This is a genomic window from Lichenihabitans sp. Uapishka_5, from assembly GCF_033947565.1.
In the GTDB taxonomy this organism is placed as follows: domain Bacteria; phylum Pseudomonadota; class Alphaproteobacteria; order Rhizobiales; family Beijerinckiaceae; genus Lichenihabitans.
The window spans coordinates 1-20,974 of sequence record NZ_JARPVX010000070.1; the positions used below are offsets into that span (position 1 = coordinate 1).

A 20,974-nucleotide genomic window follows, 5' to 3' on the forward strand; every position below is an offset into this window, starting at 1 on the left:
CTGCTGGGCTGGCGGCGCAGTGTTGCCGAACAGGAAATCGAAGAACCCGGCCGCATGGGCCTCGGGCTGGGGGCCGCACGCCAGCACAGCCGCCAGGGCGGCGCCGACCGCGATCTTGCCCTTGCCTGCCTGCCGCATCGTCGCATCTCCGGGCCGCTGGCCCTGCGACGGGGGCGGCGTCAGTCCTTGGCGAGGCGCTTCGGCGCCGGTGGCTGCGCGGTCACCACCGGCCAGGCGGTCGACAGCGGCCCCCAGCCGGCGATGCGGTCACCGAGCAGCGCCACGCCGAGCGCATAGGACGTGGAATTGTTGTAGCTCTTGATGACACGGAAATTGGGCGTGACCAAGAACACGGGGCCGCGCCGCCCGCTCGGCATCAGCAAGGTGCCGGTGCCGTTGTCCGGCATGGCGCCGCCATCGGCGCGCCGCAGGCCGCGCGCCGCCCATGTGCCGAACCCGGCCCTGGTTCCCTCGCTGGCCGCGAAGCCTTCCGGCAGCCGCACTTCGTAGCCCCAGGTCTCGCCGGCCACCCAGCCGTGCTTGTGCAGGTAGTTGGCGGTCGAGCCGATCGCGTCGGGCACGCTGGTCCAGATGTCGCGCCGGCCATCGCCGTCGAAATCGACCGCATAGCTCTTGAAGCTCGACGGCATGAACTGGGTCTGGCCCATGGCGCCGGCCCACGAGCCCGTCATGTGGGCAGGGTCGATATGTCTGGCCTCGAGGATCGCCAGGGCCGCCAGCAGCTCGTGCCGGAAATAGGTGCCGCGATAGTTCGCATAGGCCAGCGTCGCGAGTGATCGCACCACGTAATCGTTGCCCGCGAAGCCGCCGAAGTTGGTTTCGAGCCCCCACACGCCCATGATGACGTAGCGGTCGACGCCGTATTTGGCTTCCGCGCGGGCCAGCCAGGGCGCCCACTGGCGGTAATGATCGGTGCCGTTGTCGATGCGTTTTTCGGACACGGCCGAACCGAGGTATTGGCCGATCGTCTTGGTGAATTCCGCCTGCTTTCGCGTTTTAGCGATCACGTCGGGGTCGGGCGTCACGCCCGCAAAGGCGGCTTCGAAGGTTTGCCGCGAGATCCCCTTGGCCTTGGCTTCGGGCCAAAGCGCCGCCACGAAGCCGGCAAACCCGCCTTGTGGGGTCGCCAGCGCGGCGCGCGGGGGTGCGCCGAGCCCCAAGGCCATCGCCATGACCAGCATGGCGACACCGAGATTGCGCGTCCGGAACAAGCCGCGATGGCCCATGATCCCGTCTCCCTCCGTTCGATGTCTCCACGATGAAGCAAAAGCCTTTCGGCTTTCTTGACCATGCGGGCCCGGACATCCCGGCATACCTAACCGACCGTTAACCATGCTGGCTTAGAACCCGTTAAGTCTTTCCTCCCCGAGCCCCGGGCCCGCGTGACCTCAGCCGCCCCACGACCGCCGACGGCCCGGCTGCCCCATAGGCGGTCGGCTTGGCTCGTCGGCCCGGTGGTCTGCCTCGTTCTGGCGGGTCCCCTCCGGGCCCAGGATGCCGGCGGGGTCGATGGTGGCTTCGGCGGCATGCGCGGCACCGTCGATGCGACTGGCGACGGTCCCGGCCTCGACGGCTTCGTGGCGCCGACCTCGAACGTTGCCGGGCTGGGCGCGGCCCCGAAGCCCGTCCCCCAGGCGGATCGCCTGCACCTGCCGCGGATGCGCAATGCGGCGCGACCCGAGCGCCAGCCGGTGGCGTTACCGGCCTTGGAGGCTTATCCGCGCGCCCTGCGGCTGAAGGGCGGCGGGGCGGCGGACATCGATCCCAACACCCCGGTTGCGGCATTGCCGGTGCTGCCGCGCCGCAGCTTCAGGCCAGAGGATGCGCCCTTCGCGCCCGTCGGCTATGGCACGGGCGGGCTGCGGGCCTTCCCCTACATCCAGCAGAGCCTGGGCTTCGACAGCAGCCCCGATCAGGTGTCGTCCGGCATCAAGGCCTCGCCCTACAGCCGCACCGAAGCCGGCCTGACGCTGCAATCCGACTGGGCCGTGCACGAGCTGAGGGGCACGCTCTACGGCGCCTATGATTCGTTCTTCCGCAACCACAATGCGGACCGTCCCGATGCCAACGGCGTGGTCGACTGGACCATCCACGCGACCCGCGACACCAGCATCGACACCGAGCTGCGCTTCAACGTCGATACCCAGCGGCCGGGCTCGCCCGAACTCAACATCGCGGTCGACGGCCGGCCGCTGGTGGAAGGCTTCGGCGGCACGCTCGGGGTGACGCAAGGGTTCGGCCGCTTTTCGGTCGGCCTGCATGGTCTCGTCGATCGCACCACCTATGACGACGCGACCTTGAGCGACGGCGTCGCGGTCGACCTCGCCTACCAGAACGTCACCGATTACGGGGCCAAGCTGCGGGTGGGCTATGACCTGAAGCCCGGCTTGCAGCCCTTTGTCGAGGTCGGCGCCGATGAGCGGCTGCACGACCGCACCGTGGACCCGTCCGGTTACCGCCGCGATTCGGATGGCACGGCCGCACGCCTCGGCACCGCGTTCGAGCTGTTTCCCGAGCTGACCGGTACGGTGTCGGCCGGCTATGCGACCCGCTTCTACGACGATCCGCGGCTGAAGACCCTCGACGGTCCCGTGGCCGATGTTGCGCTCGCCTGGGCCGCGACGCCGTTGACCACCTTGAGCGTGAACGGGGCCACCAGCTTCAACGAAACCACGGTGCCGGGTGCCTCGGGCATCGAGTCGCGCACAATCGGCGCGGTGCTCAGCCACGCGCTGTTCCGCTATCTCACCCTGTCGGCGGCGCTGATCTATCAAAACAACGCCTATGAGGGCGCGGCCATCACCGAAAACGTGCTGACGGAAAGCCTGAAAGCCGAATACCACCTGTCGCGGGCCATGGTGTTGACCGGCACGCTGTCGCACCAGAAGCTGAAGAGCACGATCGCCGGGTCGGACTACACGCAGAACGTCGCGTTGCTGGGCCTGCGGTTCCAGCACTGACCCTTCAGGCCGCCCGCAGCGGCGTTCCGTCGACCTCCACCTCGACATCGGTTCGCGTGCCGTCGATCAGGCAGGCGAGGCGGCCGTCCACCCGGGCGCCGTTGGGGCCGTCGCTGAAGGTGAAAGGCCCCGACAACACCCGCACCCGTCCGAACGACCCCGACGCCACCGCGAACGACACCGATCGTCCGACCTCGATGTCGGTCGGCGTGAAGCCCCGCGTCGTCAGGCTGGCCCGCAAGGGCGGCAAACATTGCGCCACAAGCCGGTCGCGCCCGAGCAGCATCCCGGTCCAGTGCCCGTCGTTCCACATCGTATCGTAGACAAAGCCGCTCACGGCCAGCACCGCGATCAGCACCAAGGCGACGATCATCTTCAGAAACCACATCCCGGCCTCATTTCTTCGCTCTGCAGGCGCGAGCCGCCGGCCGTTTCGCCGCCGTACCGGCCCGTTTGCCGGATGGAGAAGGCGTCGTCTTTGCCCATCCCGGCCTCATCTCGACCCATGGAGGGGGCGGCGCAAGCCCTTCCACCAGGGAACGACCCCAAGGAGTGTTTCATGCGTCGTCTTGTTCTGGCTGCCGCCTTCGCGGTCCTCGCACCCCTGGCCCAAGCCCAGACGCCTCCCGCGCCGAGCTTCGTGCCGGTTCCCGACAATGCCATCCTGAGCACCAACGTGACGGGCCTTGCGGTGACGAACGGCAAGAACGAGAAGGTCGGCTCCATCTCGGACGTGGTGATCGAATCGGGGCGCCTCAGCGGCTATGTACTGTCGGTCGGCGGCTTCCTGGGCATCGGCACCCATCATGTGGTCGTGGCGCCGGCCGGCATCATCCTGTCCTACGATGCTCCGGCGCGGAAATGGCATGCCCGCATCGATGCCACCAAGGATCAGCTGAAGGCGGCGCCGGCCTTCCTGTACGAAGGACGTTGGGGCAAGTAGGACCCCTCGTCCCCCAGGCTGTGCCGAGCTGATTGCGTGGTGGCACAGGCGAAGCGGGACCCGCTTCGCCTCGTTCCAGCTTCAGTGGCCCACCAATCCGGCCGCGATATTGATAGCCATCGCCAGCACCGCCGTGTTGAACAAAAACGAATAGACCGCCTGCGCCGCCACGATGCGTCGCATGCGGCGGGTCACGACGGCCGTGTCGGAGGTTTGGGCGGTCGCGCCGATCGAGGTCGTGAAATAGATGAAGTCCCAGAAGTCGGGCTCGTCATCGCCCGAGAACTTGAGGCCGCCGCGCGCGGAGCCGTTCTCGTCGTCGCCGTAATAGATATGGGCGTAATGCACCGTGAAGATCACCTGCATGAAGGCCCACGAGCAGATCATGGTGCCGCCGGCCAGCAGCGCGTCGGGGAGCTTCGAGCCGCCGGGCGAGGGTGTGCCGAACAACAGGGCCGCGATGCCGCCGAAGCTTGCCGCGGTCGCCACCATGCCGATCAGCAGGATGATCCAGGCGCTGTCGTCGAGCGCGGAGGCGCTGGTCCGCAACGCGTCCTGGCTCGACCGCGACATGGTCCAGGAGATCAGCGCCATATAGGTCACGGTGCCGGCGCACCAGGACAACAGCGCCTTCTGCCAGAGCGCGAAGCCATCCGGCAGCAGGAAGCCGATCAGGGCGGCGAGCACGAAGGACCCGATCAGGCGGGGGCGGAGCAAAAAGGGTTTCAGGAACATCGCGGGTTCTCGCAGGGCTGACCCGCTGTAGCGTCCCGCGCCGCAGTGGGCCAGCCGCTCAGGCTCGCATGGCCGCCTGCAGCACCTCGAAGACGCGTGGGTCGAGCGACCGCGCCACGTTGAACCGCATGAAGCTGCCGGCCGTGCCCGAGGCGCTGAACACATTGCCGGGCGCGAACAGGACATCGTGCCGAAGACCGAACCGCGCGATCGCCGCCGCATCCAGGCCGGTCGGCAGTTCGGCCCAGAGCGACAGGCCGCCTTGGGGCGTGCCCGAGGGTTTCAGCCCGAGCCTGCGCAACTGCCGCAGGGTCTGGCCCATGGCGTCCGACAGCTTGGCCCGGATGCCCTCGGCATGGCGCCTGTAGCTGCCATCGGTCAGGACCCGGTGCATGAAGGCGGCAGCGAGATGATTGTTGCCGAGCGTGGTCGCGAGCTTCAGGTCGACGAGCGGTTCGATCCAGTCGTGTTTCGTGGCGATGTAGCTGCACCGCATGGCGGCCGACACCATCTTGGACGAGCCGCCGATATGCACCACCCGATCGAGCCCGTCGAAGCCGGCAAGGCGCGGGCTCGGCGCATGTTCGAAATCCGCGAAGATGTCGTCCTCGACGATCACGGTGTCGTGCCGTTCCGCCAGCTTCAGCACCCGGTGGGCCGTCGTGGCCGACAAGCATCCGCCCGTGGGGTTCTGCAACGCCGAATTGGTCAGGTAAAGGCGCGGGCGATGCGCCGCGAGGACGGCCGCGAAAGCCTCGAGATCGGGCCCGCCGTCGCGGTAGGGCACGCCGACCACCTCGGCCCGATGGGCGCGCAGCAGGGCGTGGAAGTTGAAGTAGCACGGGTCGTCGACCACCACCGTGTCGCCGGGCTCGAGCAGGAATCGCATCAGCAGGTCGAGCGCCTGGGTGGCCGAATCCATGATGATGATCTGGTCGGGCGTGCCCGCGATGCCGCGCTCGTCGAGCCGCCGTGCCAGATGCTGGCGCAGCGGCGAGAAGCCTTGCGGCTCGTCGTAAGCAGTGCGTGGCCCGATCGGTTCGCGCGCGATCTGGCGCAAGGCCTTCTGGATGCTCGCATCGGGCATCCATTCGGTCGGCAGCCAACCCGAGCCCGGCTTCAGCACGCCCTCGCCCGCGTTGAAAGCCTGATAGGTCAACCACACCGGATCGATGACGCGGTCGAGCTTGGGGCCGAGCGCCTTCAGCGACAGCGGCCGCGTGGCGCCCGAAACAAAGAAGCCGGACCCCGGCCGCGACTGGATGGCGCCTTCGGCCCCGAGCCGCTCATAGGCTTCCACCACGGTCGACTTCGACACCGCCATGGTTTCGGCGAGCTTGCGCACGGACGGCAGCCGCGCCCCGGGCGGCAGGGCACGGCTGGCGATGCGATCGGCGATCGCCTGCATGACCTGCTGCACCCGCGGGCCGGCATGAAGGGCAGGGCGGTCCAGCACTGTACTGGTCTCCTGGTCGGACAGTTCGCTCAAACTGTACTCCGCTGTCCCTGGGCAGGGCAAGCCGGACGGCTCATGGTGAGGCCGAGGAGAATGGTTATGCGACACGCGCCCAGTTCGAACTTTATCGAGGCTTCGCCCCTGCCGGGTCTGGCCGCCGCCCCGTCCCGCTTTGCCGTCCTGCTGGGCCGCGTCGCGATCCTGCTGAGCCTGCCGGGCCGGGTGGCGGCGGTTCGGCGCGACATGGCGCTGCTGGGCCGCATGACACCGGCGGAATTGTCCGACATCGGCCTGTCGCGGCAAGACGTGAGCGACGCAGCCACCTTGCCGCTGTGGCAGTCGCCGGGAACGCTGTTGACACGCCGTGCCGCCGAGCGCCGCCGCGCCGCCCTGCCGAGGCGGGGCTGATCGCAGCCATCGCGCATCGGCATGGATGGGAGCCGGGATCGCGGTTGCGGACCACCGACCCCGCCCTTATGGTGCGCGCCGTTCACAACCCCCGAAAGCTGACCCCATGGCCTTTCTTTCCGACACCCTGGCGCGCGTGAAGCCTTCCGCGACCATCGCGGTGACGCAGAAAGCCCGTGAGCTGAAAGCCCAGGGTCGCGACGTGATCAGCTTGTCGGTCGGCGAACCGGATTTCGACACGCCTGACAACATCAAGAATGCCGCCATCGACGCCATCCGGCGCGGCGAAACCAAGTACACGCCCGTGTCCGGCATCGTGCCGCTGCGCGAGGCGATCGCGGCCAAGTTCAAGCGCGAGAACGGGCTCGACTACAAGCCCAGCCAGACCATCGTGGGCACGGGCGGCAAGCAGGTGCTCTACAATGCCTTCCTGGCCTCGCTGAACCCGGGTGACGAGGTAGTGATCCCGGCGCCCTATTGGGTCAGCTATCCCGACATGGTGCTGCTCAACGGCGGCACGCCGGTGTTCGTGCAAGGGTTGGAGGAACACGCCTTCAAGCTGCAGCCGGCCGACCTTGATCGCGCCATCACGCCGCGAACCAAATGGGTGCTGCTGAACTCGCCCTCGAACCCGTCGGGCGCCGCCTATTCGCGCGACGAGATGAAGGCGCTGACCGACGTGTTGATGCGCCACCCGCATGTCTGGGTGCTGACCGACGACATCTACGAACACCTCGTCTACGGCGACTTTCGCTTCGTCACGCCCGCGCAGGTCGAGCCGAACCTGATGGAACGCACGCTGACCATGAACGGCGTGTCGAAGTCCTATGCGATGACGGGTTGGCGCATCGGCTTCGCGGCGGGGCCGGAGAAACTCATCAAGGCGATGGACATGGTGCAGGGCCAGCAGACTTCGGGCGCTTGTTCGATCGCCCAATGGGCCTCGGTCGAGGCGCTGAACGGGCCGCAGGACTTTATCCCGCAGTCCCGCAAGGCGTTCGAAGAGCGTCGCGACCTCGTGGTGTCGATGCTGAACCAAGCGAAGCTGCTCGAGGTGCACAAGCCCGAGGGCGCCTTCTACGTTTATCCGTCCTGCAAGCAGGCGATCGGCAAGACGGCGCAAAGCGGAAAGCTCATCGCCACCGACGAGGATTTCGTCACCGAGCTGCTCGACCAGGAAGGCGTCGCGGCCGTGCACGGTTCAGCCTTCGGCACCGGCCCGAACTTCCGCATCTCCTACGCGACCTCGAACGCGCTGCTGGAGGATGCCTGCGTGAAGATCCAGCGGTTCACGGCGAGCCTGCGGTAAGGCGGGTTACCGTGCTCACCTAACTGGTCGTAACTTCGCTTGCTTGGTTACAAGCAAGCGAAGCCGGGATTTGACGGCTGACTTGGTACGAACCATTCTTTCCACCTGATGGCGGTTCGCCAACCCTGTCACATTAAGCTGTTGAGCGCCTTGTAGCGGCTTACCTACCGAACTTCTAAGTTGAACCGTTGCTTGATCGCGGTTCCTGTCGGGAATATCTCCTCGACAACAAACGAGTCTTGTCCGGTAAAGCCCGCGTTGGATCGATAGGTGATGATGGTCGCCGGCAGCTTGCGATGGTTGCAGGCGGACCGTGGATTGCCAGGCGCATAAGCGTTGTAGTGCATTCCCGGCCCCACCATGACGTTCCCCCTACGTGGGGCCACCAGCAGATTGACGTTTGTCTGCCCAAGCGACCTGCAGTCGGGATTGATCGCAGCATCGGCAGCGATCTCGATTGGAGCGCCTGACCTCACAACCACATAGGGCCGCGACGTCTGCGCGAGTGCTGGGACCGCAGCACCCATCAAAGACCCGAATAACAAGATCGCTCGAAATGAGTGCGTCACAGCAGCATAAACCTTAAAAAGCAATTGTCGGAAGAAATTGCCTAATTATTCCGTCGGCGCGACGTTGCCGCCCGTTCCCTCCGAGATCCCCGCCCAGATGCGCTTCTTGATCTGGTAGAGCAGCCCGATGAACACGGCCAAAAAGATCACCACGGTGAGGCCGGTGCGCTTGCGCTCGACGAGCTTCGGTTCGGCCGCCCAGGTCAGGAAAGCCGCGATGTCGTGCGAATATTGCTCGACCGTCTGGGGTGAGCCGTCCGTGTAGGTGACCTGCCCGTCATTGAGCGGCTTCGGCATCGAGATGGCATGGCCGGGGAAGTAATCGTTGTAATATTTGCCGGCCGGCAGGTTGAAGCCTTCCGGCGGCTTGTCGTGATAGCCGTTCAGCAGCGCATGGATGTAGTCAATGCCCTGCTCGGAATATTGGCTGAAGGGTTGCACCAGGAACCACAGGCCGCCGAATTCGATGTCGCGCGCCTTGGCCAGCACCGACATGTCGGGCGGTAGCGCGCCCCCGTTGGCGGCGCGTGCGGCCTGCTCGTTCGGGAACGGGGCCGGGAAGGGGTCCGACGGCCGGCCGGGGCGATCGAACATGTCGCCGGCGTCGTTCGGGCCGTCCTGCACCTTGAAGGTCCCGGAGAGCGCCTTCACCTGGCTTTCCGAAAAGCCCGGTCCGCCCGCGTCCGACAGGTTGCGGAACGACACGAACTTCATCGAGTGGCAGGCCGAGCAAACCTCCCGGTAGACCTGATAGCCGCGCTGCAACTGCGCTGGATCGTAGTGGCCGAACGGGCCCGCAAAGGACCACGATTGCTTCGGCGGCACAGGCAGCGGCGCAGCCTCCTGCGCGATCACCGGCATGGCCGTTCCAAGGAGGCCGGCAACGATCGCGAGCGTAGTGAGGCCGGGACGCCGCTTGGCACGCATCGTCGAGATCCGGCGGGCAGACGCGCGGCGCATCAGCCCTGCACCGATGGGCTCGAGGCTGTGCGGGCCGCCAGCATGGCGCCCGACGAGCCCGGATAGGTCGCGGCCAGCACCGCCTCCGTGATGGTGGCCGGCAGCTTGCGCGGCGTCTCGAAGAAGCCGAGCAGCGGCAGCACGATCAGGAGATGGAAGAAATACCAGAAGGTGAGCACCTGCGACCAGGTCACGATGGCCCCGACCGGTTCCTGCGAGCCGCAATAGCCCAAGCCCGCCACGGTGGCGAACCAGACCCACAGGAACACCCGATACACGGGTCGGAAATTGGCCGAGCGGATGCGCGACGTGTCGAGCCAGGGCAGGAAGGCCAGCAGCAGGATCGAGCCGAACAGGGCGCACACCCCGCCAAGCTTGCTCGGCACCGCGCGCAGCATGGCGTAATAGGGCAGGAAATACCATTCCGGCACGATATGGGCCGGCGTCACCAGCGGGTTCGCCTCGATGTAATTGTCGGCGTGGCCGAGGTAGTTCGGGACGTAGAAGACGAAATACGAGAAGAACAAGCAGAAGGTGACGACCGCCAGGAAGTCCTTGATGGTGTAATAAGGGTGGAAGGGCAGCGTGTCCTTCTTCGAGCGCACCTCGACGCCGACGGGATTGTTCGAGCCCGGCACGTGCAGCGCCCAGATGTGCAGCACCACGACGCCCGCGATCATGAAGGGCAGCAGGTAGTGCAGAGCGAAGAAGCGGTTCAGCGTCGCGTTGCCGACCGAATAGCCCCCCCACAACCATACCGTGATGGCGTCGCCGACGAGCGGAATGGCGGAAAACAGCGAGGTGATGACCTTGGCGCCCCAGAAGCTCATCTGTCCCCAGGGCAGCACGTAGCCCATGAAGGCTGTCGCCATCATCAACAGGAAGATGATGACGCCGAGGATCCACAGGATCTCGCGCGGCGCCTTGTAGGAGCCGTAATACAGGCCACGGGCGATGTGGATGTAGACCGCGATGAAGAACATCGAGGCGCCGTTGGCATGCAGGTAGCGCAGGAACCAGCCGAAGTTCACGTCCCGCATGATGTGCTCGACGGACGCGAAGGCGAGCGTCGCCTCGGGCGTGTAGTGCATGGCCAGCACGACGCCGGAGACGATCTGGGTGACCAGCATGAAGGCCAGGATGCCGCCGAAGGTCCACCAATAGTTCAGATTGCGTGGATTCGGAAAGGCGACGAAGCTCGAATGCACCAGCCCGAGGACCGGCAGCCGGCTTTCAAACCACTTCAGGGCCGGGTTCTTGGGCTGAAAGGTCGATGACCCACTCATGAGCGTTTTCCTCGGGTGTTCCCTGTCGTTTCTTGCGGCGCGGGCAGTAGCCTCAGCCGATCTTCACCTTGGTGTCGGTCAAAAACGCATAGGTCGGGACGGCCAGGTTCTTGGGCGCCGGCCCGTGCCGGACACGACCCGACACATCGTATTGCGAGCCGTGGCAGGGGCAGAGCCAGCCATCGAACGGGCCTTCGTGGCCGAGCGGCACGCAGCCGAGATGGGTGCAGATGCCAACCACGATCAGCCATTCTGGCCTCTGCACGCGGGCCGCGTCGGTTTCGGGGTCGATGAGATCGCCGAGCGGCGTCGCCTGCGCTTCGGCGATCTCCTTCGGCGTGCGGTGACGGATGAACACCGGATTGCCGCGCCACTTCACGGTGACGATGGCGCCGGGCTCGATCTTGGAAATGTCGACCTCGCTCGAGGCGAGCGCCAGGGTTGAGGCGTCGGGGCTCATCTGGCTGATCAGCGGCCAAACCACCGAGCCAACACCCACGGCGCCGACAGCCCCGGTGGCGATGTACAAGAAATCGCGACGGGTCGGCGGCACGCCGGACGAAGCGGTAGCGGTGGCCAAGTATGGACTCCCTTCCCCTCAACCCGATCGATCCGCGCAGTCGTTTCGCTGCGCTTCAACCCGCGGCGCTGAAGCACCTGTCAGGCTAACCGTCCAGGTTTAGCTGATTTCGTGTTTGGCACCGTTCCAATCTCTTGTCCAGAGTAGGGCGTGGCGCGCTATGAGGCCGCATCCGCCTGCCACCCGGAATGCCACCGAGACGATGGACCACGCCGCCCTGACCTTGGCGCTTTACCAGCCCGATATCCCGCAGAACGCCGGCACGCTGTTGCGCAGCTGCGCCTGCCTGGGTGTCGCGGCCGCGCTCATCGAGCCGGCCGGCTTTCCGACCTCCGACAAGCATTTCCGCCGGGCCGGCATGGATTATCTCGACGCCATCGAGCTGGTCCGGCATGCCTCGTTCCAGGCCTTCCAGTTTTGGCGCACCGCCGAGGGGCCGCATCGGTGCCTGATCCTGCTCAGCACGGCCGGCGAGGTGCCCTATTGGGACGTGGCCTACCGGCCCGGCGACGTGCTGATGGTCGGCCGGGAGTCGGCCGGGGTGCCGCCCGCCGTCCACGCCGCGGCGGACCTGCGCGTCACCGTGCCGATGCGGCCGCCGTTCCGGTCGCTGAACGTCGCGGTTGCGGCCAGCATGGTGATGGGCGAAGCCTTGCGGCAGCTCCACCATCCCGCAGCCGCGAGGCCCACCCCGTGACACCCGACACCGATGCGCATGCGACCCGCAAGGCCGAGGCGCGGCACTGGTTCGAAACCCTGCAGAACCGTCTGATCGCCGCCTTCGAGGCCATGGAGGATGCCGGTCCGGCCTGGCCCGCAGCCCCGGAGGGGCCCGGTCGCTTCGTCCGCGAAGCCTGGCACCGCACCGACCATGCCGGCGACCCGGGCGGCGGTGGCACCATGGCGGTGTTGAAGGGCCGCGTCTTCGAGAAGGCCGGCATTCACGCTTCCACGGTATTCGGTCGCTTCGCGCCCGAATTCGCGAGCCAGATCCCCGGCGCAAGCGAGGATCCCCGGTTCTGGGCGTCGGGCGTGTCGCTGATCGCCCACCCCTGGAACCCGAACGCCCCCACGGTGCACATGAACACCCGCATGGTGGTGACCACCAAGGCCTGGTTCGGCGGCGGCGCCGATCTGACGCCCGTGCTGGAAGCGCGCCGGCATCAGGACGATCCCGATGCGGTCGCGTTCCACGCCGCCATGCGGGCCGCCTGCGAGGCGCATCCGGGGGTCGCGTCGCACCCAAAGTTCAAGACCTGGTGCGACGACTATTTCCACCTGAAGCACCGCAACGAGCCACGTGGCATCGGCGGCATCTTCTACGATTACCTGGAGACCGATCCGTTCGAGCCGCCCTTCGCCTTTACGCGACAGGTGGGCGAGACGTTTCTCCAGGCTTATCCGCCGATCGTGGCCAGCAACATCGCGAAACCCGCCACAGCCGCCCAGGAGGCCGAGCAGCTGGTGCGCCGTGGCCGCTATGTCGAATTCAACCTGCTTTACGATCGGGGCACGCTGTTCGGCCTGAAGACGGGCGGCAATGTCGCATCGATCCTGTCATCGCTGCCACCGCGCGTCACATGGCCTTGAGCCATCGCGGCCCCGGCGCCGACGTGGTATGCGACGCGGCCGGCAGGCGGCACGGCAAGGGGGAGCCACACCATGGAATTCGAAAAAGGTACGATCGTTCAGCTGAAGTCGGGCGGCCCGGCCATGATCGTCACGGGGCAGACCGGCGATCGGGTGGAATGCTTGTGGTACGGCGAAACGACCGATGAGGTGAAGACCGGTTCGGTGCCGGCTTTCTGCCTGCTCGAAGCCGAGATCGAAGAGGTCGACGACCGCTGATCGCCACAAGCACGGGTCGGCGCTGATCCGCGCCGGTTCCGCGCCCTATATGGAGCAACGAGCCGGGGGTCGTTCCGACCCACGGCGACGGAGCATTCCATGCGCATCCTTCGAATCTTGCCGCATTCGGTCGGCCTCATTGCTTGCCTCGGCGGTGCCGCCCTGGCGGCCGATCCGGTGCATGTGCGCGGCACCGTGCAGGCCGTGGATGGATCGCGCATCACCATCGCGGGGAACGACGGCAAGACGGTCGCGCTGACGCTCGGCGATGGCTGGACGGTGGGCGGGGTGGCGCCGGCCAGCATGGCCGACATCAAGCCGGGCAGCTTCATCGGCACCGCCAATATGGCGGAAGGCGACGCCAACGAGGCGCTCGAGGTCGTCGTGTTCCCCGAAGCCCTGCGCGGCACCGGGGAAGGCGATCGCGGCTGGGATCTGAAGCCCAACAGCGCCATGACCAACGCCACCGTGGCCGAGAAGGTGGATGGCGTGTCGGGCCCGACCGTGACGCTGCGCTACAAGGGCGGCGAGAAGAAAGTCTCGATCCCGCCCGAAACCCCGATCGTCACCATCGTGGCTGCCGCGGCCAGCGACGTGAAGCCAGGCGTAAAGGTGTTCGCGGCGGGCCCGCTGTCGTCGGATGGCACCACCCTGACGGGCGGTCGGCTGATGGTCGGCAAGAACGGCGTCACGCCGCCGATGTGATGCAACCCTGGGCGTGTCCGGGCCCGAGGGCCCGCGACACGGGTCAGGCGTGTTGCGCCGAGCCGGCGACGCCGAGGCGCATCATGATGGCAGCCAGCATCCGGTATTCGGCCGGATGTCCGATGCCGTCTGCCGCGATCAACTCGCGGCAGGCTGCCACCAACACGTCGACCGCCCGGCGATGGCCGACAATTAGATCGAGCCGTTCCCAGGCCGCATGCTCGGCGCTCTCGGGATCGATGTTGAAGTGCGCCTCGTAGCGATCTGCGAGCGCTTCGGCATCGTCGCGCGTGATCGTGTCGAGCGCCGGCGTGTCGCAGACGATGCTGAGCAGGCATCGCCGTTCCGAAGCGGCAAATTCGCCATCCGCGTGGGCCATCAAGGCATAGGCCGCGACCAGCGCCTCGAGAAACAGTTCAGCCTCGTCAACTCTCGCAATCCGGGGCGTCGGCATAGGGGCATGCAGGGAAAACAAAAAAGAACGTCCTCAGGAGGCCGGCTCACTGCAACGCAGTGGCGAAGAACAGATCGGTAACAATGCGAGACCGACGATGCCGCGGCAGCGCCTTAAGGGCGGGTCTCGAACGGTGCGCGTCTCAACTCTCAAGATGGGGAGGCACAGCGCCGGAACAAGCCAGATGTCGCCCTGGCCAGCCCGCTGCGGCGTTAAAGCTTGGCAAGGTCTCGCGCCGTCAAAGCGGCCGGAAGCCGGCACGGCAACGCCGCCTTAACCGATGACGCTTCAATGCATGCCCATGAGGCGATGCGTGATTGATCGGATGTCGCAGACGAGACGCTTGCGAGCCCTGTTGGCGGCGACCGCAACGGCCAGCCTCGCCGGCTGCGCCGGCGGCACGCTGAGCGATCGCGATTGCATGACCCGCGTCATGTATTTCGAGTCGAACCGCTCCAGCCCCGACGGTATGCTGGCAGTCGGCACCACGGTGATGAACCGCGTCGCGGCTCCCGGCTATCCGAAGAGCGTCTGCGGCGTGGTGGGGCAGTCGGGCCAGTTCGCCAGCGGCGTGTTGAGCCGGCCAATGAGCCCGCGACTGGCCGCCAAGGTGGCGGAGGTCGCCGATGCGGTGTTGTCGGGCGAGCGGCACCGCGCGGTCGGGGACGCGATGTTCTTCCACACGCTCGGCTACAGCTTCCCTTACACGAACATGCGCTATGTGGCGGTGGCGGGCGGCAATGCCTTTTATGAAAAGGTGGCGCCCGGCCAGGGCACCGCGGCCCCGATGCCGGGCGTGCCCTTCGATCCTGACGCTCAGGCCCGACCGCGCTCGATCGCCGACATCCTGTCGTTCGCGGACGATCCCGCCCCCGTGGCGGCCGCCATCACGGGTCAACGTATCCCGTTTCCCGGCTTCTGACGGAAGCCGGATGATCGCCCTCGGGGCGGCTACGACGTGGCAGGCCCGCCCTTAAGCCCGGACGCCGATGCTGTTTCTCGGCCGGATTCGTTGTCTGGTGCTTGGATCACCGAGTGTGGGTCAGCGGGTCAGAACACCACCGTCTTGCGGTCGTTGAGCAGAACGCGGCGTTCGACATGCAGCTTGACCGCGCGGGCCAGCACGCGGGATTCGATGTCGCGGCCGACCGCCACGAAATCGTCGGGCGACAGCGCATGGCTGACGCGCTCGGTTTCCTGCTCGATGATCGGGCCTTCGTCGAGGTCCGGCGTCACATAGTGACCGGTGGCGCCGATGATCTTCACGCCGCGTTCGTGCGCCTGATGGTAGGGCTTGGCGCCCTTGAAGCTCGGCAGGAACGAGTGGTGGATGTTGATGATGTGGCCGAACAGCCGGGCTGACAGGTCGTTCGACAACACCTGCATGTAGCGGGCCAGGACGATCAGTTCGGCACCGGTTTCTTCATAAAGCGCCAGCAGCCGCGCTTCCTGCTCGACCTTGTTGTCCTTGGTGACGGGCCAGAGATGGTACGGAAGGCCGGCCGCTTCGGCCGGGGCCCGGCCGGTGTCGTGGTTTGACACGACCGCCACCACCTCGGCCCGCAGCCATCCCACCCGGATCTGGTAGAGCAAATGTTCGAGGCAATGATCGAACTTCGACACCATGATGACGATCTTCGGCACCGCATCGGCCCGATTGAGCGCCAGGGCCATGCCGAAATCCGCCACCATCGGGGCCAGCACGGCCTCAAGCGCATGCCGGTCGACCATCTCGGGCGCCACAAAGGCGATCCGCATGAAGAACCGGTTGCTGGAGCGGTCCCAGAATTGGGCGCTCTCGGCGATGTTGGCACCGATCACCGCGATGGCGCTCGTCACCGTCGCCACGATGCGCGGCCGGTCCTGGCACGAAAGGGTCAAGATCCAGGTCTGGTCCGTCATCGGGGGGCTCACGCTGCAGGTCGGGGCATCTAGCAGCGGTGCCGACGGCCCTGCAATCGCAGGACCGACCAAGGTTTGGCCGCGGCGGCGCTCAGCCTGAGCCGAACGCTCGCACGCCGCTAATGCGCGTGGGCGTTGGCGGCGCCGATCCCCGTCTCGCCGCGCACGAACTGCGCCTCGAAGGCGGCCTTCTCGTGCCGGGCGCGCGCGCTGCCATCGGCCAGCGACACGATCCAGATCACCAGAAAGGCGAGCGGCATCGAGAACAGGGCCGGGTTCTCGTAGGGGAAGGGCGCCGAAGCATGCCCGAAGGTCGTCACCCAGACGGCCTTGCTGAGCACCACCATGGCGACCGACGCACCGAGGCCGACGAATCCGCCGACGGTCGCCCCGAGGGTCGTGGTGCCGCGCCAAAGGATCGACATCAACAGCACGGGGAAGTTGCAGCTCGCCGCCACCGCGAAGGCGAGGCCCACCATGAAGGCGACGTTCTGCTTCTCGAACAGCGTGCCGAGAAAGATCGCCAACAGCCCGATGACGATTGCGGCGATCTTGGAGATGCGCACTTCCCGGCCCTCGGGCACGCGGCCGCGGGCAAGCACGCCGACGTAGATGTCGTGGCTGATGGCCGAAGCTCCTGCGAGCGTCAGCCCTGCCACCACGGCCAGGATGGTCGCGAAGGCCACGGCCGAGATGAAGCCGAGGAACAAGGAACCGCCGGTCGCCCCCGCGAGGTCCACCGCCACCATATTGGTCGAGCCGATGAGGTCGGTGATCTTGTCGAAGCTGCCATTCGCCCCGACCTTGAAGAAGCTCGGGTCGGCCATGAGGTAGCTGATCGCCCCGAAGCCGATCACGAAGGTCAGGATGTAGAAATAGCCGATCAGCCCGGTGGCGTAGAACACCGAGCGGCGCGCGTCGGCAGCGTTCTTCACCGTGAAGAAGCGCATCAGAATATGCGGCAGCCCGGCAGTGCCGAACATCAGCGCGAGCCCGAGCGAGATGGCCGAGACCGGGTCCGCCACCGTGCTGGGTGCCATGATGGCGGCGCCCTTGGGGTGGATCGCGATGGCGGCCTCGAACATGGCGTTCGGGCTGAAGCCGAAATGCGCCAGCACGATCAGGGCCATCACGGTGGCGCCGCCGAGCAGCAGGCAGGCCTTGATGATCTGCACCCAGGTGGTGGCCTTCATGCCGCCGAAGGCCACGTAGACGATCATCAGCACGCCGACCAGCACCTCGGCCTTCCAATAGTCGAGGCCGAACAACAGTTGGATCAATTGCCCGGCGCCGACCATCTGGGCGATCATATAGAGCGCCACCACAACAAGCGTGCCGAGCGCCGACAACGTGCGCAGCGGCACCGGCGCGAGGCGGAACGAGGCCACGTCGGCGAAGGTGAAGCGGCCGAGGTTGCGCAGCCGCTCGGCGATCAGGAACATGACGATCGGCCAGCCGACCAGGAAGCCGATCGAATAGATCAGCCCATCGAAGCCGCTTCGGTAGACGAGGCCCGAGATACCGAGGAACGAGGCGGCCGACATGAAGTCGCCCGCGATCGCGAGGGCGTTCTGAGCCGGCGTGATGCCGCCACCCGCGGCGTAGAAATCCGCCGTGGAGCGTGTCGCGCGGGCCGCCCGGTAGGTGATGCCGAGCGTCAACAGCACGAAGAAGACGAACAGCGCGATCGCGGTGGTGTTGAGCCCCTGCTTGTCGACATGGCCGATGTCGGGTCCCGCCGCATAGGCGAAACTAGGCAGGGCAAGGGTCGCCGCGAGGGTGACGGCGGAGGCGAAACGGCGGCTCATCGGAGGTCGCCCCGGATCGCGGCGGCCAGCCGGTCGAATTCGCGGTTGGCACGCGCCACGTAGAGGCCCGTGAGCCCGAACGCTATCACAATCACGGCGAAGCCCAGGATGATGCCGAGCGAGGTGACGCCGCCGAACGGCGTCGTGGCCATCAGGGGTTTGTCGAAGGCCACCAGCAACGTGAAGGCGAGGTAAAGCGCCAGCATGATGCCGCTCAACGTCCAGGCAAAGGCCGAGCGACGCGCCACAAGCGTCCGGAAGCGCGGATCGCGGCTGATCGCGGCGTAATCCGGGTCGGGCCCGTCCGGACGCAACGCAGGCTCGTATTTGTTCATGGACGTTTCCTGGCCGGGATGCGTCGCGGAGCGCGCACCTTCTCGTTTCGCCAGCTTCGACGGTTTCCCCGCATTTGTGAACCGGCTATTTCGCGTTTTAACCACCTGTAAAGGTCGTCGGCCCGTCCGATGCGGAGCGCGCTATCTTGGAGGCTGGGGAAGCCACCCCGATCCTGGAGTTCCCATGCGTTCCCGCTTCCACGCCGCCCTTGCCGCTGCCGCCGTCCTCGGTGCCGCCGCTATTGCCCTGCCGCAAGGCGCAGAAGCAGGCACCGGCCTGCCGCCCGTTTCCGGCACCTTGCGGATGCAGCCCGACGAATTCGGCGCCGCCCGCCCGCGCCACGCACGAGGCCCCGCGATCCGCCGTGCCGTGTCGCAGAACCGCGTCGAGGTGATCCGCGGCGGCCTGTATCCGCGCGCCTCGGCCTATCAGGCTTTGTCGCCGGCCGAGCGCTGGGCCACGGGCGGCACCGGCCTTTCGGGTCTCATCGGCAACACCGGCAACCCTTATCTCGGCGAGGCCCGCTGGGGCACGGCCGACAGCGCCACGACCGGGTCGGGATATGCCCCACGCCGCGACTGGCGGCAGCGGGGGCTGTTCACGACCGAGGCGGAAGCGCCGCTGCTCGACCGCTATGGTGAGTCACCGGTGTTCGCCGAAGCGGGCTACGGCGGCCAGACCTATGGCGCCGCGCCGCAACTGGCCTATTACGGCTCGGGGGCGCCTTCCACGATGGGCTATTACAGTTCAGGCTCCTCGGCCGGCCCCTATGGCTCGCCCGGCGGCCTCGCGACCTATCGGTCCGGTTCTTATGGTTACGGACCGCGGGTGATCGGCAACGCCGGTTTCGGCGAAACCGCCGGTCGTCAGGGCTGCACCTGCGGACCGCGGATCGTCACCCTTTCCCGCCATCGCAGGCATCTTTCGGCGCGCTAATGCCCCGGCTGGGCGCGCTCAGCGGCCCCAGCGCAACACGAGCGGATCGAGCCGCTTCGCGGTTTCGATCAGCCCCTTGCGGGTTTGGGGGTGCATCCGGGCGGTCGGCGCGCGCGGGTCTTCGCAGGCGATGATGCCGCCTTCCCGCATCAGGCTCTTGGCGGCCAGGAAGCCCGCCTGCCGGTTCTCGTAATTGATCAACGGCAGCCAGCGATTATAGCGCTCGACCGCGGCGTCGCGCTTGCCCGCCAGATAGTCGTGCACGATGGGGCCGATGCCGTCCGGGTAGGCCCCACCCGTCATCGAGCCGGTCGCGCCGCCGTCGAGGTCGGCCAACAGCGTAATGGCCTCCTCGCCGTCCCACGGGCCGACGATCGCGTCGCCGCCGATCTCGATCAGCTCGCGCAGCTTGTTGGCCGCGCCCGCCACTTCGATCTTGAAATAGGACACGTTGCGGATTTCCCGTGCCATGCGGGCCAGGAACGGCGCCGACAGCGGCGTGCCGGCCGCCGGGGCGTCCTGGATCATGATCGGGATGTCGATCGCGTCCGACACGGCCTGGAAGAAGCCGTGGATGCCGATCTCGGGCACCCGGAAAGTGGCGCCGTGGTAGGGCGGCATGACCATCACCAGGCTGGCGCCCATCGCCTCGGCCTGCCGCGACCGTGCGGCGCAGACCTGCGACGAGAAATGCGTCGTGGTGACGATCACCGGCACGCGGCCGGCCACGTGCTCGAGCGTGATCCGCGTCAGGGTTTCGCGCTCGGCGTCGCTCAGGACGAACTGTTCGGAAAAATTGGCCAGGATGCAGAGGCCATCCGAACCCGCGTCGATCATGAAATCGAGGCAGCGCTTCTGGCTGTCGAGATCGAGCCCGCCAGCAGCGTCGAAGGTGGTCGGCACCACGGGAAAGACGCCGCGCAACGGGTGGGTGATGGCCATGGAGATGAAGCGTTTCTCGAAAGGGTCGGGAGGATCAGGGGGCTTGGCGACGCAGATGCAGCACGGTCAGCGCGGCCGCGCAGGCGTTCGACACATTCAGGCTCTTGATGGCGCCGGGAAAGTCGAGCTTGGCCACCACGTCGCAATTCTCGCGCGTCAGCCGGCGCAGGCCCTTGCCTTCGGCGCCCAGCACCAGCGCCATGGCACCCGCTGTCGGCACCGTGGTGAGCGGCACAGCGCCTTCGGAATCGAGCCCGACCCGAACGTAGCCCTTGTCGCCCAGGGTTTCGAGCGTGCGGGCCAGGTTCACCACGCTCACCACCGGCACGTGTTCGAGGGCGCCCGAGGCGGCCTTGCCGAGCACGCCCGTCATCTCGGGCGTGTGGCGTTCCGTGGTGACGAGCGCCACGGCTCCGAAGGCCGCCGCGGTGCGCAGGATGGCGCCGACGTTATGGGGGTCGGTGACCTGATCGAGCACCAGGACGAGGCCCTCGTCGGGCAGGTCTTCGAGCCCCAGGGGCGGCAGCGGCCGGGCCAGCAGCATCAGCCCCTGGTGAACGGCGTCGCGCGGCACCCGGGTCGAAAGATCCTCGTTCGACAGGATTTCGACCTCGATCGCCTTGCCGTCGAGCTCGGCCGACAGGCGACCGATGGCGGCCTCCGTCGCATAAAGCCGGATCGGCGTGCGGCGGCTCGAGCGCAGCGCCTCGCGCACCGAATGGAACCCCCAAAGCTGCACCACGTCGGGGTCGAGGCCACGCCGCATCGGCGCCTTGTCGCGTCCGCGCCCGCCGCCGGGCCCGGAGGGTTGCGCCG

General features: G+C 66.9%; 24 protein-coding genes. 10 read left to right on the forward strand and 14 right to left on the reverse strand.

Translation table 11 applies throughout. The annotated features are described in order from the left end of the window. Positions 1–179: 179 nt before the first annotated feature. Entirely contained in the window at positions 180–1,247 is a 1,068-nt protein-coding gene (locus tag P7D22_RS17910) for a lytic murein transglycosylase (protein ID WP_319935617.1), read from the reverse strand. Positions 1,248–1,403: 156 nt separating this feature from the next. Here P7D22_RS17910 and P7D22_RS17915 point away from each other — a divergent pair, with 156 nt between their 5' ends. After that, positions 1,404–2,981, forward strand: a complete 1,578-nt coding sequence (locus tag P7D22_RS17915; protein ID WP_319935618.1) for an outer membrane beta-barrel protein — start codon at positions 1,404–1,406, stop codon at positions 2,979–2,981. A 4-nt stretch (positions 2,982–2,985) separates the two neighbouring features. On the opposite strand, the gene P7D22_RS17920 is transcribed toward P7D22_RS17915, so the two are convergent. Then, positions 2,986–3,369 carry a hypothetical protein gene (locus tag P7D22_RS17920; RefSeq protein ID WP_319935619.1) on the reverse strand — a complete coding sequence of 128 codons (384 nt, stop codon included), beginning with the start codon at positions 3,367–3,369 and terminating at the stop codon, positions 2,986–2,988. A gap of 171 nt (positions 3,370–3,540) precedes the next feature. On the opposite strand from P7D22_RS17920, the gene P7D22_RS17925 reads away from it, so the two are divergent. After that, on the forward strand, positions 3,541–3,924 hold the full coding sequence (locus P7D22_RS17925) for a PRC-barrel domain-containing protein (RefSeq protein ID WP_319935620.1): 384 nt from the start codon (positions 3,541–3,543) through the stop codon (positions 3,922–3,924). Between the two features lie 81 nt (positions 3,925–4,005). Here P7D22_RS17925 and P7D22_RS17930 read toward each other — a convergent pair whose 3' ends face one another. Then, positions 4,006–4,659 carry a DUF1345 domain-containing protein gene (locus P7D22_RS17930; RefSeq protein ID WP_319935621.1) on the reverse strand — a complete coding sequence of 218 codons (654 nt, stop codon included), beginning with the start codon at positions 4,657–4,659 and terminating at the stop codon, positions 4,006–4,008. A gap of 58 nt (positions 4,660–4,717) precedes the next feature. Beyond that, on the reverse strand, positions 4,718–6,067 hold the full coding sequence (locus P7D22_RS17935) for an aminotransferase-like domain-containing protein (RefSeq protein ID WP_319935640.1): 1,350 nt from the start codon (positions 6,065–6,067) through the stop codon (positions 4,718–4,720). A 147-nt stretch (positions 6,068–6,214) separates the two neighbouring features. On the opposite strand from P7D22_RS17935, the gene P7D22_RS17940 reads away from it, so the two are divergent. Together P7D22_RS17940 and P7D22_RS17945 are read left to right on the forward strand one after the other, a co-directional pair. Continuing rightward, positions 6,215–6,523, forward strand: coding sequence for a DUF1127 domain-containing protein (locus P7D22_RS17940; protein ID WP_319935622.1), 309 nt, complete (start codon positions 6,215–6,217; stop codon positions 6,521–6,523). A gap of 106 nt (positions 6,524–6,629) precedes the next feature. Beyond that, positions 6,630–7,832: a pyridoxal phosphate-dependent aminotransferase gene (locus P7D22_RS17945; RefSeq protein ID WP_319935623.1), complete on the forward strand. Its 1,203-nt coding sequence runs from the start codon at positions 6,630–6,632 to the stop codon at positions 7,830–7,832. Between the two features lie 164 nt (positions 7,833–7,996). Here P7D22_RS17945 and P7D22_RS17950 read toward each other — a convergent pair whose 3' ends face one another. The 4 genes from P7D22_RS17950 to petA all read right to left on the reverse strand — a co-directional run bounded on the left by P7D22_RS17950 (position 7,997) and on the right by petA (position 11,227). Continuing rightward, positions 7,997–8,359, reverse strand: a complete 363-nt coding sequence (locus P7D22_RS17950; RefSeq protein WP_319935624.1) for a hypothetical protein — start codon at positions 8,357–8,359, stop codon at positions 7,997–7,999. An 87-nt stretch (positions 8,360–8,446) separates the two neighbouring features. Further along, a complete protein-coding gene (locus tag P7D22_RS17955; protein WP_319935625.1) occupies positions 8,447–9,328 on the reverse strand; it encodes a cytochrome c1 in 882 nt (293 codons plus the stop codon). Positions 9,329–9,360: 32 nt separating this feature from the next. Continuing rightward, positions 9,361–10,647, reverse strand: coding sequence for a cytochrome b (locus P7D22_RS17960; RefSeq protein ID WP_319935626.1), 1,287 nt, complete (start codon positions 10,645–10,647; stop codon positions 9,361–9,363). 52 nt (positions 10,648–10,699) lie between these two features. Then, positions 10,700–11,227 carry a ubiquinol-cytochrome c reductase iron-sulfur subunit gene (gene petA / locus P7D22_RS17965; protein ID WP_319935627.1) on the reverse strand — a complete coding sequence of 176 codons (528 nt, stop codon included), beginning with the start codon at positions 11,225–11,227 and terminating at the stop codon, positions 10,700–10,702. A gap of 202 nt (positions 11,228–11,429) precedes the next feature. Between petA and P7D22_RS17970 the strand changes: the two genes are divergently transcribed. The 4 genes from P7D22_RS17970 to P7D22_RS17985 all read left to right on the forward strand — a co-directional run bounded on the left by P7D22_RS17970 (position 11,430) and on the right by P7D22_RS17985 (position 13,780). Then, positions 11,430–11,924 (forward strand): tRNA (cytidine(34)-2'-O)-methyltransferase, encoded by a 495-nt coding sequence (locus tag P7D22_RS17970; protein ID WP_319935628.1) that lies wholly within the window; start codon positions 11,430–11,432, stop codon positions 11,922–11,924. Next, positions 11,921–12,817, forward strand: coding sequence for an oxygen-dependent coproporphyrinogen oxidase (gene hemF, locus P7D22_RS17975; protein WP_319935629.1), 897 nt, complete (start codon positions 11,921–11,923; stop codon positions 12,815–12,817). Before P7D22_RS17970 ends, hemF begins: the two co-directional genes overlap by 4 nt. A 72-nt stretch (positions 12,818–12,889) precedes the next feature. Beyond that, entirely contained in the window at positions 12,890–13,075 is a 186-nt protein-coding gene (locus P7D22_RS17980) for a YodC family protein (RefSeq protein WP_319935630.1), read from the forward strand. A 99-nt stretch (positions 13,076–13,174) separates the two neighbouring features. Beyond that, positions 13,175–13,780, forward strand: coding sequence for a hypothetical protein (locus tag P7D22_RS17985; RefSeq protein WP_319935631.1), 606 nt, complete (start codon positions 13,175–13,177; stop codon positions 13,778–13,780). 43 nt (positions 13,781–13,823) lie between these two features. Here the strand turns inward: P7D22_RS17985 and P7D22_RS17990 are convergent, their stop codons facing one another. Then, positions 13,824–14,234, reverse strand: coding sequence for a TerB family tellurite resistance protein (locus P7D22_RS17990; RefSeq protein WP_319935632.1), 411 nt, complete (start codon positions 14,232–14,234; stop codon positions 13,824–13,826). 355 nt (positions 14,235–14,589) lie between these two features. Between P7D22_RS17990 and P7D22_RS17995 the strand changes: the two genes are divergently transcribed. Further along, positions 14,590–15,156 carry a cell wall hydrolase gene (locus tag P7D22_RS17995; protein ID WP_319935633.1) on the forward strand — a complete coding sequence of 189 codons (567 nt, stop codon included), beginning with the start codon at positions 14,590–14,592 and terminating at the stop codon, positions 15,154–15,156. A 128-nt stretch (positions 15,157–15,284) separates the two neighbouring features. On the opposite strand, the gene purU is transcribed toward P7D22_RS17995, so the two are convergent. From purU to P7D22_RS18010, 3 genes are all read right to left on the reverse strand, one after another. Further along, positions 15,285–16,136, reverse strand: coding sequence for a formyltetrahydrofolate deformylase (gene purU / locus P7D22_RS18000; RefSeq protein WP_319935634.1), 852 nt, complete (start codon positions 16,134–16,136; stop codon positions 15,285–15,287). 119 nt (positions 16,137–16,255) lie between these two features. Next, positions 16,256–17,944: a cation acetate symporter gene (locus P7D22_RS18005; protein WP_319935635.1), complete on the reverse strand. Its 1,689-nt coding sequence runs from the start codon at positions 17,942–17,944 to the stop codon at positions 16,256–16,258. After that, positions 17,941–18,279: a DUF485 domain-containing protein gene (locus tag P7D22_RS18010; RefSeq protein WP_319935636.1), complete on the reverse strand. Its 339-nt coding sequence runs from the start codon at positions 18,277–18,279 to the stop codon at positions 17,941–17,943. Before P7D22_RS18010 ends, P7D22_RS18005 begins: the two co-directional genes overlap by 4 nt. A 184-nt stretch (positions 18,280–18,463) precedes the next feature. On the opposite strand from P7D22_RS18010, the gene P7D22_RS18015 reads away from it, so the two are divergent. Next, complete coding sequence (locus tag P7D22_RS18015; RefSeq protein ID WP_319935637.1) at positions 18,464–19,216, forward strand: hypothetical protein; 753 nt, start codon at positions 18,464–18,466, stop codon at positions 19,214–19,216. Positions 19,217–19,234: 18 nt separating this feature from the next. On the opposite strand, the gene P7D22_RS18020 is transcribed toward P7D22_RS18015, so the two are convergent. Both P7D22_RS18020 and P7D22_RS18025 read right to left on the reverse strand, forming a co-directional pair. After that, on the reverse strand, positions 19,235–20,158 hold the full coding sequence (locus tag P7D22_RS18020; RefSeq protein WP_319935638.1) for a dihydrodipicolinate synthase family protein: 924 nt from the start codon (positions 20,156–20,158) through the stop codon (positions 19,235–19,237). A 34-nt stretch (positions 20,159–20,192) separates the two neighbouring features. Beyond that, the coding region (locus P7D22_RS18025) for a TrmH family RNA methyltransferase (protein ID WP_319935639.1) at positions 20,193–20,974 on the reverse strand (782 nt) is incomplete at its 5' end.

Coding starts and splice junctions, on each gene's coding strand:
- P7D22_RS17935 (WP_319935640.1), bottom strand. CDS start 6,067: ATGCAGGCGATCGCCGATCGCATCGCCAGCCGTGCCCTGCCGCCCGGG.
- P7D22_RS17955 (WP_319935625.1), bottom strand. CDS start 9,328: ATGCGTGCCAAGCGGCGTCCCGGCCTCACTACGCTCGCGATCGTTGCC.
- P7D22_RS17925 (WP_319935620.1), top strand. CDS start 3,541: ATGCGTCGTCTTGTTCTGGCTGCCGCCTTCGCGGTCCTCGCACCCCTG.
- P7D22_RS17985 (WP_319935631.1), top strand. CDS start 13,175: ATGCGCATCCTTCGAATCTTGCCGCATTCGGTCGGCCTCATTGCTTGC.
- P7D22_RS18015 (WP_319935637.1), top strand. CDS start 18,464: ATGCGTTCCCGCTTCCACGCCGCCCTTGCCGCTGCCGCCGTCCTCGGT.
- P7D22_RS18005 (WP_319935635.1), bottom strand. CDS start 17,944: ATGAGCCGCCGTTTCGCCTCCGCCGTCACCCTCGCGGCGACCCTTGCC.
- P7D22_RS17980 (WP_319935630.1), top strand. CDS start 12,890: ATGGAATTCGAAAAAGGTACGATCGTTCAGCTGAAGTCGGGCGGCCCG.
- P7D22_RS17910 (WP_319935617.1), bottom strand. CDS start 1,247: ATGGGCCATCGCGGCTTGTTCCGGACGCGCAATCTCGGTGTCGCCATG.
- purU (WP_319935634.1), bottom strand. CDS start 16,136: ATGACGGACCAGACCTGGATCTTGACCCTTTCGTGCCAGGACCGGCCG.
- P7D22_RS17930 (WP_319935621.1), bottom strand. CDS start 4,659: ATGTTCCTGAAACCCTTTTTGCTCCGCCCCCGCCTGATCGGGTCCTTC.
- P7D22_RS17960 (WP_319935626.1), bottom strand. CDS start 10,647: ATGAGTGGGTCATCGACCTTTCAGCCCAAGAACCCGGCCCTGAAGTGG.
- P7D22_RS17920 (WP_319935619.1), bottom strand. CDS start 3,369: ATGTGGTTTCTGAAGATGATCGTCGCCTTGGTGCTGATCGCGGTGCTG.
- P7D22_RS17945 (WP_319935623.1), top strand. CDS start 6,630: ATGGCCTTTCTTTCCGACACCCTGGCGCGCGTGAAGCCTTCCGCGACC.
- P7D22_RS17970 (WP_319935628.1), top strand. CDS start 11,430: ATGGACCACGCCGCCCTGACCTTGGCGCTTTACCAGCCCGATATCCCG.
- P7D22_RS18010 (WP_319935636.1), bottom strand. CDS start 18,279: ATGAACAAATACGAGCCTGCGTTGCGTCCGGACGGGCCCGACCCGGAT.
- P7D22_RS17990 (WP_319935632.1), bottom strand. CDS start 14,234: ATGCCGACGCCCCGGATTGCGAGAGTTGACGAGGCTGAACTGTTTCTC.
- P7D22_RS17940 (WP_319935622.1), top strand. CDS start 6,215: ATGCGACACGCGCCCAGTTCGAACTTTATCGAGGCTTCGCCCCTGCCG.
- P7D22_RS17950 (WP_319935624.1), bottom strand. CDS start 8,359: ATGGGTGCTGCGGTCCCAGCACTCGCGCAGACGTCGCGGCCCTATGTG.
- P7D22_RS18020 (WP_319935638.1), bottom strand. CDS start 20,158: ATGGCCATCACCCACCCGTTGCGCGGCGTCTTTCCCGTGGTGCCGACC.